Source organism: Allomuricauda sp. MMSF_3307 (genome assembly GCF_030733585.1).
Lineage (GTDB): Bacteria > Bacteroidota > Bacteroidia > Flavobacteriales > Flavobacteriaceae > Flagellimonas.
The window spans coordinates 201,604-215,466 of sequence record NZ_JASHIQ010000005.1 but is presented as its reverse complement, the minus strand read 5'-3'; the positions used below and the strand labels follow the sequence as shown (position 1 = coordinate 215,466).

Genomic DNA, 13,863 nt, shown 5'->3' with positions numbered 1-13,863 from the left:
AAGATTTATGGGTTGATAAACTTGTAAAAGTCTTGAACAAATATTAAAGTTTTTTTTGAAAATGAAAATTATTTTCTTGGTTTTTAAAATTTTCAGTAAAAATTTCAACTTTTAAAAAAAATTATATATTTGACCATCCAAGTTTGGATATTCCATTTTTAGCATAGCCCCAAAAGACATTAATTGAACACTAATGAACTTAAATGAGAGCTATGTTTTACTTTTTCCCGAAAAAATTACTTTTCAACAAATCCATAAGGCATTTATATTTCAAATGTAAGTGTACTACGTAGTCGTTGTACATGCTTGAAATGTAACCAGCATGCTCAGCGTACACTTTTGATTTAGGATTTCTTCCAATTGGGCATAATACGTATGTCTTTTAGTTTATCCTCATCATTCTTCAACCTACCAAAGTGTACACAATTCATAAAAAAGATGTGCCTAAACATCACAAAATAAACACAAACGCAATACGGTCTTAAAAACCATAAAAATTCAATACGTCCCAAATCAATTAAATCGATGAAAAAAACACCTAAAGAGAAATCGTCCAAGTCAATCAAAATAAATCAATGGGCCATTTTAATAGCGGTTATTGCCTTGCTGACAAGTGCGTTCTCATACATTTTTTCGCCCAAGAAAGTTGACCTGGTCTATGTAGATGTGAACAAACTTGTGGAAGGATACAAAAGAACAAAGGTGGATCGCAAAAGTTTCGAGCAAAAAACCGCCGTTATGCAATCCAATGTGGATAGTTTAATGACGGATTGGCAAGATGAGCTTAAGGCGTATGAAAAAGAACGGTCTTCCATGACCAAGAAGGAGTTGGCCTTAAAGCAAGAACTATTGCAAAACAAACAACAACAAATCAACAACTATCAGCAAGCCATACAAAAACAGATTCAAGAAGAGGATCAAAAGTTGACGCAAACCATCATCAACGATATCAATGATTACATCACCGAATACGGTAAAAATCATGGGTATCAGATCATTTTTGGGGCGCAGGGTAGCGGCAATATTATGTATGCCCACAAAGCATCCGATCTTACAGAGGAAGTGTTGGAAGGTTTGAACAAGCAGTACTATGGAGAATAGACAATTGCATCTTTGTTTATCTCTATTGGCAGTGCTGTTGGCAATGGCGTGCAAGCCTAAAACCTTCGATACCAAAGAAGACTTGTATGGGTATCTCAAAAACCCGGATAACGGATATCACCTTCAAAAATCGGTGAACGGCATCGACTATGCATTGACCTATAGGCCAACCGACCTGGTGGTATCCCAATTTATGGACAAAGATGTGGATACCGAAAGGGTAGATCAACTTAGAAAACAGTATTCCGATTATCTCTATTTCAATTTGGGCATAAGTGCCAATGGAAAAGAACTTTTGACCCAGAAAGTGCAAAACCGCTCCGAATATGGTGCCATGGTCAACCAATTGGCCTTTGGTATGGCCGAGAAGATTACCCTAACCAACGATACACGGGATACGCTGCAACTATTGGACTACAGCTATCCAAGAATGTACGGAATGGGAAGCAGCACAGAACTTTTATTGGTGTACAGAAACAGTACCGATGTCTCTACTGGGGAACACCTCTATCTGTCCATTAAAGACCTAGGTTTTGGAACTGGGGAAGTAACCTTTAAGCTAGCTACGGAGAACATAAAAAAACAACCGCAATTAAAATTTTAGCATGAAATCAATACTGGTAGTCATCATCGCCATGGTTCTGTGTACTTCCATTACAAGCGCACAGAAAACCAAGGCCTTGCTTGTACTGAAAAACGGGGACCGATTGGAGGGTTTTGCCAAACTCAATGCTTGGGACATGATTAAGTTTAGAAAAGAAAAGAAGGCCAAGAGAGAAAACTACACTTTTGATCAGGTGGACACTTTAAAACTCTTCGAGGATACGGAGCCTACCATTTATGTAAGGGTAAAAATAGAGGATAAGGAAAACCCCAAAGTATTGGAGTTGGCCAACCATGGCAAAAACGTAGTCTCTTACCGAGATGTTGTAAGAGGTAGTATGATGATGACCCCCATGCCCAATGGTGGAATGATGACCACAGGTTATTGGGGAAGCATGACCTATTCGTACTTGAGAAAAACAAACGAAGAAGAGGCAACCTACTTGGCCTCTTCCGCCTGGGTCGCCTTAAATTTTAGAAAAAGGGCTTCCGAATTTTTTGCGGATTGCCCTGCACTTGTATCCAAGATCCAAAACCGGGAACTCAAAAGAGGACACTTGGAAGAAATTGTTGACTACTACAACACACAATGTAATTAAACCAAATCTAACACTGTAATGAAAATGAAAACCACCAAACCGTCCCACAGGATTATCGCAATATTCCTGACCCTTAATTTTTTGACAACACTTACTCCGATTAATCTTCTTTATGCTTCTAGTGGTGGACCAGGATTACCTGAGGCTGCCAGTTTTGAACCTGTGGATGCCACCGATATGGTGAACTTGGCCACAGGGGATTTAAGCTATGTGCTGCCGCTTTTAAATGTACCCTCCCCAGAAGGTGGCTATCCCTTGGCCCTCTCATACCATGCGGGTATAGGATTGGACCAAGAAGCGTCTTGGGTGGGATTGGGCTGGAATATAAATCCAGGGGCCATAAACAGAAGTGTTTCCGGGGTACCAGACGATTGGATGGAGACTAAAAAATACACCATGTTGTACAACAATGTTGGAGTTGCCAAAAGTATATCATTAGGAGTAACTACGATGACTGAGTTGACAACTTTAGCAGCATCACTTAACTATAACTCGTTTAAGGCTACAGGAGGGGAGTCCACCTATGATTTTGGAATGTCAACAAGTGCAGGTATAGCTGGAATAGGTTCTTTGGGTGGGTATATTGGAACAAATGGTATAGGTATTGGGGCTTCTAGATCTTTTGGTATGGGAAAAAACGAAGCCTTTGACTTAAATGCAGGAGTCTCGCTTTTTCAAAGCTTTAAAGGTAAAGGTCTTAGTGGAAAACTAAGTTTGGGAGTTTCAAAAGGCCCCTTTGGAACTGGAACGACGCTGAGCTCAAACGGCAATCTATCTCCTTCTTTTTCCTTTGGGGGAATGAACCTTCTAACTGGTAGTGGAAGCAGTCTAAATTCATCTATTCATTTTGAAACATCTGGAACTCATGTTGCGATTCCATTACCATTTTTTCCAGTTGCTTGGCTTGACTTTTCATATAAGAGAACAGCTTTATGGGCATTTGATGCCAGTTACTCGGTTCACAATGGTGCTTTATATCCAGGTAAAATTGAGGAAACTTATCAAAATTTGATTGATCCAGATCAACTAAGTCTTGATTCCTATGAGGTATTGTATGAATCCAATACAAACGAGCAATTAAAAAGAGCAAACTTTTCTTTTGTCAATTATGATACCTACAATGTCACAGCACAGGGTATTGGTGGATCTATAGCCCCGAAACTGATGGAAGAAAGCACATTGATTATGCCAAGAACAACTTTAAGAACAAAAACCAGTAAAAGCGGGAAATATCATTCGCCCAATTCATATGCACATTACTTAAAGCCAATTGACGGATTCAAAAACTTTTCGAAAAGGATTGATGATGAAAATATTCATTTTTATTTTGAGAATGAATACTCCTCCTATTTAAAAGTGGGTTCGGGCAATTGGGACCTTCCTCAACCAAATTTTGATTATGCCCACCCAACTGTATTTAATACCAAAGAAAAATACTTTGATGATAATAGTATTGTTGATAATAATGTTTATGATTCCTATAATGAAGAAAATGAAAGATTGAGGAAAGGGAGATATGTTGAAGCTTATACAAACCAACAAATTTTAGAATCCGAATCCCTTGTGATACATCCATCAGATGTTGGGTTCAGTAGATTAGGTATGCCAACCGATGGCATTGGAGCTTTTAGGATTACTGCCCTTGATGGTAAAACTTATCATTACTCGCTCCCCGTTTATCATAAGGAGGAATTTAGAAGAATCGCTAACTATGAAGATAATAGCGAGGAAAAGTTTTTTGAGGAACAACAGTTTGAACCTTATGCGACACATTGGCTCTTGACGGCTATCACAGGACCAGATTATATTGACAAAAACGGCAACAACAAGGTCGATGAACAAGATTATGGCTATTGGGTGGATTTTGAATATGGCCGATGGGGAAATGGATTTGGATGGAGATCCCCAAAAACAGGGTACCACACGAACGGGAGCACTAAATCCTATTCTTGGGGCATTAAAGAAGTCTATTATTTGGATAAAATAAAGACCAGAACACATACGGCTCTTTTTGTAAAAGGCGAACGTGAGGACAATAAAAGTTTTGCAACTAAAATATCAGAAGGAGAAGACCCTAAATATTATCATGTCCCTTTTGAAAGAAATGCTATACTAGGACCTAACAATACTTACTATTTTCAAGGACAACATTTGGATATAGAATATTGGGTTGCACCTTATTATTATTATTATTCAAAATCAGACTTTTGGTTTTATGCAGAACTGAAAGAACAAAAATCGTTACGACTGGAAAAGATTATTTTACTCAAAAATAGCGATGCCCAAAACATAAAAAAATACCATGGCGACGACCCGATTAATACTCCAGGGGGGCAATTGTCGGCAGAAGCAAAAATTTCGGTTGTTTATATTGATACTAACGGAACAGTTCATTCAAAAACAGAAGAATTGGTCCCTGCTCATTATTGGAATGCTGAATATTACGATAATATTTTGAACACCAATGATATCGATTGGGAGACCATAATGCCTAAATCCCTTAAAACCATTGATTTTGGGTATGATGAAACCTATCCGCTTGGGCGTGAGACCAATGGAAATAACCTAAGTCTTGGGAAGCTGACCTTAAATTCTGTAAGCACTTTAGGCAAAGGCGGGGTGCAGTTGATTCCTCCTTACCAATTTGATTACTATGCCAAGACTATTCCGTTCAACAAAGACAATATCGATGATTGGGGGTACTATGAGAACCAGGCCATGATGTATAGTCTCAACAAGATTACCACACCACTGGGAGGTTCCATTGAGGTAACCTACGAAAATGATAGATATGTGAACGAGTATGCCAGACCTACCACCTATTTTGACCATGGTTTGCAGTTTAAGTTTGCAGGAACCACCAACGGACCCAAGACCATTAGTTTTAGAAACGACCCTGGGGTGGAACAAAAATACCACGTAAACTTTATGGACTATTTTGAAGCAGGGGCAACAACGGAAATTGATGTGCTCTATTGGCATTACACCAATACCGAAAGCAACTGGGTAGGTGACTTTGCCGTGCAAAATAGTTTGGTACAGCAAGTTTCCAACAATCTATTGGTTTTATCTCTCCCCGACAAAAACCGGCAATCGGGCAGGGAATACAAAACATGCAACGAAAAGAATTGGGTGTATTACGATAATGAATATCATCATGTAGTGGACATGACGGTAGATTGGTCCAAAGCAAAAGATGAAAACTCTTGTGAAAGGCCAGGGGAAGGAAGCAATAGGGCACGATACAAAATATTCGCCCAAAAGGAACCTTTACATGCTGCGGAAGGAGGAGGTATCAGGGTCAAAGAACTCAAGGTTGTTTCCGATAACTATACCACCAAAACAGTATACAACTACAAAGATCATTATCACCAAGAGTCTGGGGTGACCTCTTACGCTCCTTCCAAAAGGGACAGGGAGGTGCCTTACATATCGGAGTTACCCAATCCTATGGTAATCTATGAATATGTGACTACGGAAAGGCGAGATGCTAACGATAAATTGATTTCAAAAAAGGAGTATCAATTTGAAGTCCCAAAACAACTGCAGTATACGGCTGATGGTGTGTATGTTGAAAATGTATTTGAGCTAAAAAGAACGCAAAGCATTGCCTATATAGATGTCTCCCTTAATGCAGTAGATGTGGATATGTCGTTTGGTAAATTTGAAATGAAAGATTATTCGGCGAATATTGGGAGATTGATCAAAGCCGTAGAATTCAATTCAGAAAACCAAATGGTGTATCAATTGGAAAACACCTACCTGTCTCAAGAGCACGATTACCAACAAGGTGTTTTGCAAGAGTCCTTTAATGCTTATAAAAGGTTGGTGGATTTACCTGGCAAGGACATATATTTTATGACCTCCTCCAGTAAAGAAAAAATCCCCAATGTTTTAGCAGAAACCAAGATTACGGCAAATGGGTTTACATCGCAGCAGCAGTTTTTAAAATATGATTTTTACACAGGGCAACTTACGGAGTCCAGAGCAATATTGAGCGATGGAAAACAATTGAAATCCAAAGTAATCCCCGCCTATCACCAATACCCCTCCATGGGCAGCAAGGCGGACAACCCCGGCAACAATAACATGCTGGCCCAAGAGGCCATGTCAATTACCGAAATTCAGGATGCCAATAACCAATGGCAAAAACTCAGTGCCAACATTACCACATGGCAACCAGAATTGTATCAGGTAAGTGAATGGTTGGGTGAATTTCCCAATGAACAAGAATTTATTGTTCTTCATGATGTATGGCGCAAACACAAGACCTTTACCTGGAACGGGGAAAGGGACGGCAACGGCTACTTCACCGACTATGTGGGCGACGATGATGGTTTTGATTGGTCCCAACCCAATGCCCAGCAGCCCAGCCAATGGAAGCAGCTCACCGAAGTGACCCGCTATAACGACTTTTCCTCACCATTGGAGATGAAGGACATTAACGGCAACCTCGCCGCCAGCAAAATGGGTTATAACGATACCAAGACCATAGCGGTGTGCAATGCGGGCTATGGGGAAACCTTTTACTCCGGTGCCGAGGACCACGATGGCCAAGGCAATTTTGGAGGTGGAGTAAAGAAGGGTACAGCGGCCAACAGTTCAGATGCCCATACCGGAAATCACGCCCTATCCATAAACAATGGAGGTAGTGCTTTTGAGGTAACCGTGCAGCATAATGCGGAGTCCAAAAAATTTAAAGCATCCCTTTGGGCCAAAAACGCCAACCATGCCAGCGTAGCGTTGCAGGTAGGAGGGAACACCGTTAATTTCCATCCTGCCGAAAAAGTATTCGCAGGTGATTGGGTACAGCTCAACTTTTACACCTATATCCCCTCGGATACCCAGGTAAACGTTACCTCACTCGGAGGTAACGTGGTTGTAGACGATTTTAGGCTGCATCCCATCTCGGCTTCCATGTCTTCCTATGTGTACAACACCTGGGACGAACTCACCCACATATTGGGCCCGAACAACATGGCTACCCAATACGAGTACGACGAGGCCGGGCGACTGCTCCGCATTTACAGTGAGGTGATCAATGTGGACCAAGTTCTTACCGGAGGCTTTAAAAAAGTAAAGGAATACGACTACCATTACAAGAGCGACTTGGCTCCCGAACCCCCAAATTCGCAGCTTCAGCTGAGTCTGGGCGTTCAGGATTATAATGCGTCAAACACCAATGTAGTGGCCAACGTCAGTGGAGGTAGTGGGCAGTACGAGTACCAATGGTCTGTAGAGAACTGCGTAGACGAAAATCCACCGGACGCCTCCGTGTGTCCCGGAAACTTGGAACCAACTTTTGGACCATGGGGAGCACAAAACTTTATAGGAATAAGTACCAGCTGTGCGGGAAGCCGAGCCGTGTACTGGTGCAGGGTGCGGGATATGATTACCCAAGAAATCGTAGAAGCCGGTGGCAACCATAAACGGGGAGATTGCAATGGAGGCGGCAATAACGAAGAACCCATACAAGAACCTTAGGCCCACAGATGGAAAAACAACATGATCCAGAACCAAAAACAGACACCATGAAACGTAATATACTTGTAATCCTACTTATGCTAAGCGGCTTCATTGGGGTAAAAGCCCAAGTGACACCGGCCGAAAAACAGGCCCTGCTGGACCTCTACAATGCCACCAATGGCCCCAATTGGGCCACGGAAACCGATGGTTTTATCGGGGACGAATGGGATTTTAACGGCTTTGTGACCAATGCCTGGTACGGGGTCACCGTAGCGAATGGCCATGTAACGGAATTGGATCTGGAATTCAATGAGCTTGCAGGCAATTTGCCTGCCAGTATCGGAGATTTGGTGCACCTTACCAATCTCAATCTATTTTTGAATGATATTACGGGTAGTATTCCAAATACCATTGGCAACCTGATTGATCTGCAATCCCTGAATCTTGGATGGAACAATTTGAACGGAAACATACCCGATGAAATCGGAAATCTGACCGCTTTAACTCTCCTAAGGCTCGAAGGAAATAATCTGAACGGAGCTATCCCAGCTTCTTTGGGCAACTTGGTAAACCTTAGCTCGCTCAATCTTTCCGGCAACCAACTAACAGGATCCATTCCCTTGGAATTACTGAACAATCTTGGCAATTTAAAATACCTAACACTGTATGGCAACCAACTTAGTGGGCCTCTTCCACCACAATTACAGAACTTGACTAGTTTGGAGATTCTAAGCCTCCAAAGCAACGCATTTGATGGCAGTATTCCCACAGCAATTGCCAATATGACCGCCCTAGAGGTCATCAGGCTTGGAGGCAACAATCTAAGTGGAACCCTTCCTCCAGAGTTGTCTAATTTGATCAACTTAAACGAGCTTTCGCTACAAAACAACCAATTAAGCGGTTCCATTCCTCCCGAACTGGGCAATTTACCAAATCTATCTTGGTTATCACTTTATAACAACCTATTGAGCGGTCCCATTCCTCCGGAATTGGGCAACCTCCCCTTGAATATTCTCGATATTTCGAACAACCTGCTCACAGGTGCCATACCGCCCGAACTTGGTAACATAACAAACCTTTATTCACTTTCGTTGTACACCAACCAATTGAGCGGGTCTATTCCCCCTGAGCTTGGGAACCTGTCCAACAACCTTTCATTCGTAAGCCTGCAGAACAATCAACTTAGTGGCTCCATACCTCCGGAACTGGGTAATATCACCAACCTTTTCCAATTGAACCTACATTTCAACAACCTGAGCGGAAGCATACCGGAACAACTGGGAAATTTAATGGTACTGGAAAGACTGCATCTCAACGATAATGATTTAACCGGCGATATTCCCCCACAAGTATTCAGTATCCTGCCGTTGACTACGTTTCACGTGCGGAACAACCGTTTCGATTTTGGTAATTTGGAGTATTACTTCCTGAATTTGTTTGAATACTCCTTAAACCACAGCCCCCAACAAAAAACCGACCAACCGCAGCTCATCCAGTTGCAGGAAGGGGATAACATTGTCCTATCCACCAACATATCCGGAACCCAGAACCACTACCAATGGTACAAGGACGGCCAGTCCATTAATGGGGCACCCGATGCCCCGGACTATAATATCAACAATGTCACAGTCCAAGACGCAGGAACCTACCACTGCGTAATGACCAGCGATATTGTGAACGGCTTGATACTTACCCGACACGATATAGAGATCGCCGTAAACGGAAATCCCGATGAGCCCGAAACACCCGAAGACCCCGAAAAGGAAAACTGGAACATGATCACCGTGTGGGACTACGATATGAATACCAACCTAAAAGCCAACGCCCGCCGTTATTACGACGATTTGGGCAAGCACGTACAGACCCAGAGCTGGGACCTTACCACCAATACCCTATGGGGGCAGGCCACCCTTTACGATTACCAAGGGCGTGCCGCGCTCTCCACCATGTCGGCGCCCATACCGGGGCAGGACCAGTTCCAGTACCATCCCACCTTTATCACCAACGCGGGCGGTACTACCTACACCACCACCGATTTTGAACAAAATCCATACGAACCCGCCAGCGTATCCGCCGATGGCCCCTTGGGGCAATATTACACCGGTCTTACCTCGCACCCCTACCAAGACCTTACCGCACACCCCTTTGTGCGTACTATTTTTAGCGACTTGATCCCCAATGTCCCGCTCGCCGTGGTGGGCGGCAACAAGCCCGATACCAACGGCGACCAGCAAATAACCCCGCAAGACCAATGGCCCCAAGCCTATAGCTTTACCATGCCCGCCTCGGGCGAACTGGCCGAAAAAAACGCCTTTGGTGAGGAAAAATACCACAACATACGCACCCTAAAAACCGTGGTGCGCGACCTGCACGGCAACGAGAACGTCACCTTTTTTGATACCGACGGAAAACTGCTGGCCACCGCCCGATCGGGAGGGGACGGGGACATATCCCTGCCCATGGAACTCCCCATTGGCCCCCAGGGCTATGTGGACATCCACCTGTCCAAAGGTGCCGAAGGCAGTATCGCTGTGAGCAACGAAAATGCCGTGACCCTCTACAACCTGATCTCCGATGCCGTGGAGCCCACCACGCCCAAAAACCTACTGCCCGGCTTTTACCGCGTGGCCGTAAACGATCTGGACAATTACCAGCCAAATAGCATTACCGTAACCTACCAGGTAAACTACTACGATTACAGCCTTAACCTGTACGACGAGGCCGGAAGGCTCGCCGCATCGCTCCAGCCCTTGGCCGATAAGGACGGCAACAAATTGCAGACCAGCTACCGTTACAACACCCTGGGCCAGTTGGTGGAGACCCGCAGCCCCGACGAGGGCACCGCAAGGTTCAAGTACCGGGCCGATGGCCAAATACGCTACTCCCAGAACACCGAGCAGGAAACGGGGAACAGGGTCTCCTTTACCGAGTACGACCCCTGGGCACGTCCCATAAAAAGCGGGGTGCTCACCAATGTCTTCTTTAAGGACCTCGACCCCGATGCCCCCCTGCCACAACAACCCATGGAAGATGTGGTGGGCACCACCTACGACCAGTTGACCGAACAGGACTACCTGTTCCTCGCCAATTTGGCGCCCGAATACCACGACCCCTCCTTTTTGGCGGGCAATGTGGCCAAGACCCAAAATGGCATGTCTACCACCTACTACAGTTACGATGCCTACGGCAGGGTAGTGTGGCTGGTGCAGGAGATAGCCGGCCTGAAAGCCGCCAAGACCCTAAATTACGAATACTGGCCCTTGACCGGACAGGTAAAAAAGGTGATCTACCAAAAAGCACAGCCCGACCAGTTTGTGCACCGCTATACCTACAACCAGCGCGACCAATTGGCACTGGTGGAAACCTCGGTGGACGATAACACCTTTGTGCCCCATGCCGAGTACATGTACAACGATGCCGGCACCTTGGTGCGGACCGAGATGGCCCAGGGCGCACAAGGGCTGGACTATGTGTACAACCTGGCCGGGCAGCTAAAGAGCATAAACCACCCCTCGCTGGACGACACCAACGACCCCGGAGGCGACGCCAACGACCTTTTTGGCATGCAGCTGGACTACCACTTGGGCGATTACCAGCGCCCCGAAAACACCAATATAGTGACCGACCTTTACGGTACCGACCAGCTGAACGGCAACATAAAGGGCATACGCTGGCAAACCGCAGTAAATGGCGGGCTGCCGGGCCACTATACCTACAGCTACGACCGCAACAACTGGCTCACCGGGGCCAATTTTGACCCCAAGGCCAATACTGCCGACTACGATGTGGGCCCCATAACCTACGATGCCAATGGCAACATACAACGCCTAAAACGTAAAAAGGACCCCTTCTTTGGGATCACCGATATGGACGACCTCACCTACCACTACGACCCCCAAAAACCCAACCAATTGCTGTGGGTAGAGGATGCCGTGGGCGATGTGCCCGAAGCGGACGACCTGGAGGGCCACGCCCCGGGCAATTACCAGTACAATGCCATAGGGCAATTGGTACAGGATAATTCCCAGCAGATTGCCTATATTTACAATGCCAGTGGGCTGGTAACCGAGGTAGAGTACCTGGGCCACCCCTTGGTAAAGTTCTTTTACAACGATAGGAACCATAGGGTAAAAAAGGAGACCTACGACGAAAACGGTATACTGCTAAGCAGCACCTACTACGTGCGCGATGTGGCCGGGCAGGTAATGGCCGTGTACAGCGACGAGTTCGGGAACATGGCCCTGGTGGAGCAGCCAATCTACGGAGCGGGCAGGCTGGGCATAGCCTATAACGGCAACAACAATACCAAGGCCTATGTGTACGAGCTAACGGACCACTTGGGGAATGTGCGGGCGGTCTTTAGTACGGAGGGCAACGAAGTTGGCCTAAAGGGGTTTACGGACTATTATCCCTTTGGGATGCCCATGCCGAACCGGACCCTGAGCGGAGCCGAAGGGTACCGCTACGCCTTCCAAGGACAGGAAAAGGACCCGGAAACGGGAAAAGAAGCGTTCCAATTACGTTTATGGGATGGTAGAATAGGACGGTGGTTGACAACAGACCCTTATGGACAATATAATTCTCCATATTTAGGGATGGGAAACAATCCAATATCGATGACCGATTCCGATGGTGGCTATGCGGAGGAAAATCCTGTTTTTGGTAGTGATGGAAGCTACAGGGGCAACACTGTCGAAGGTTTCACGGGCGAGGCCATTATTTATGACGGCAATATCGACTTTTCCAATATGACCGCAGGGGATTTGGCTAGTTCTGGGGGAACATATTTGAGTTCTTTCGATTTTTCCAGTCCTGGCATAAGAGATAATATCGAAAGCTTTATCGCCAATGCAAACCTTCAAGATGGGTTGGATTTGATTGGAAAAGTTACCATTCAAAATTTTCAAAGTGGCGCAAACTATGATGCAGGTCTTGCCACACAGGATAATTATTTGATTCAAAGAGGAGTAAATAAAGATGGAAGTTCCGTAGCTGACGAATTTTTTGAGCCTACTGTAGAGAATCTCAGAAATATAATTAATGGACATGAAGTTATGGGGCATGTGATTTTGGATATTCCAGGATCTGCCACTGGTCACTACGATATTCATGCATTTCAAGTTAATAGACCCCAGTTTAAGAATACAACGGATAATTTTAAAGCTCATGTACTTTCCCAAATGGGCATTCATGCGGCTTATGGGGGCAAGGTTTCTGATTTTAAAAATAATAAAACATTTTACGGTTTATTTAATAAATATGGAAGGAAGATTATACAAAGAGATCAGCCAAGTATATTCAGTAGGTTCTACAGGTAAGAAACTAAAAGTCTGGGCTATTTTGTTTTTATTCATTTTATCACAGTCATGTGGTAATTATGAAGTTAGGGAGTTGGATGTTTTTTTATGGAGTTTAACTGAAAACAACCCTTATCCTAAAGCTACTGAAATTTTAATTGAAAACGGTAAACTTTATAAATCGGATTTTGGCGAATTATTGTTCAGAGAACTAAAAAAATCCGAAAAGGACTCTTTGAACTCCCTTGCTTCCAAAATGGATATGGATAAGGTTGACAGTACATATTACAACCATCTAGCGAGATATTACTATATGTTTGATCTTTCTATGGACGATGGGGACGCCGGGTTTTCGACATCTGTCTATGACTCTGTTGTTCCCAAAGAAATTAAAGAAGTATATGATTATCTTGTCAGTATTTCCGAAAAAGACGAATTTGAAGAAGTAAAAGGTTCATTTAGTGAATTGAATGATTTTTACCTACATCGCCTCGTTAATCCAAATGGCGATACAATATTGCCCTCTAGGGAAACATTTTTTAAAATAAACAAAACTTTATTGGACACTCCAAAGGAGGATTGGATTGAAAACAGTTCGCCAATGGAACCGAATTATCAAATTTTGGTCGGGCATCCAAGTAGTACAGAACAAAATGTTGAACTTCTTGGAATTACCAAGAACGACACCTTGTTTTTCAAGGTTAAGGAAAAATATTTTTCAACAAAATTTCAATATAGAATAGAGTATTTTCCAGAGTACAATCCAAGTATCCTCCGCTAGCGAAAGCGTCCCGCTT

The 13,863-nt window shown here is 44.2% G+C and carries 6 protein-coding genes; all 6 read left to right on the top strand.

The window, feature by feature from the left end; all coding sequences use genetic code 11:
- The first annotated feature begins 525 nt into the window (after positions 1-525).
- From RBB12_RS13490 to RBB12_RS13465, 6 genes are read left to right on the top strand one after another with little or no spacing between them, the layout of a single operon-like run.
- Positions 526-1,101: an OmpH family outer membrane protein gene (locus tag RBB12_RS13490; protein WP_306013937.1), complete on the top strand. Its 576-nt coding sequence runs from the start codon at positions 526-528 to the stop codon at positions 1,099-1,101.
- Positions 1,091-1,705: a hypothetical protein gene (locus RBB12_RS13485; RefSeq protein WP_306013938.1), complete on the top strand. Its 615-nt coding sequence runs from the start codon at positions 1,091-1,093 to the stop codon at positions 1,703-1,705. The genes RBB12_RS13490 and RBB12_RS13485 overlap by 11 nt, the downstream gene beginning before the upstream one ends.
- A 1-nt stretch (position 1,706) precedes the next feature.
- Positions 1,707-2,303 carry a hypothetical protein gene (locus RBB12_RS13480; RefSeq protein ID WP_306013939.1) on the top strand — a complete coding sequence of 199 codons (597 nt, stop codon included), beginning with the start codon at positions 1,707-1,709 and terminating at the stop codon, positions 2,301-2,303.
- Positions 2,304-2,321: 18 nt separating this feature from the next.
- Entirely contained in the window at positions 2,322-7,787 is a 5,466-nt protein-coding gene (locus RBB12_RS13475) for a hypothetical protein (protein WP_306013940.1), read from the top strand.
- A 47-nt stretch (positions 7,788-7,834) separates the two neighbouring features.
- Entirely contained in the window at positions 7,835-13,087 is a 5,253-nt protein-coding gene (locus RBB12_RS13470) for an RHS repeat-associated core domain-containing protein (RefSeq protein WP_306013942.1), read from the top strand.
- The gene (locus tag RBB12_RS13465; RefSeq protein WP_306013943.1) at positions 13,029-13,847 is read left to right on the top strand and encodes a hypothetical protein; all 819 of its coding nucleotides are present in this window, start codon (positions 13,029-13,031) and stop codon (positions 13,845-13,847) included. Before RBB12_RS13470 ends, RBB12_RS13465 begins: the two co-directional genes overlap by 59 nt.
- The last annotated feature ends 16 nt before the right edge of the window (positions 13,848-13,863 follow it).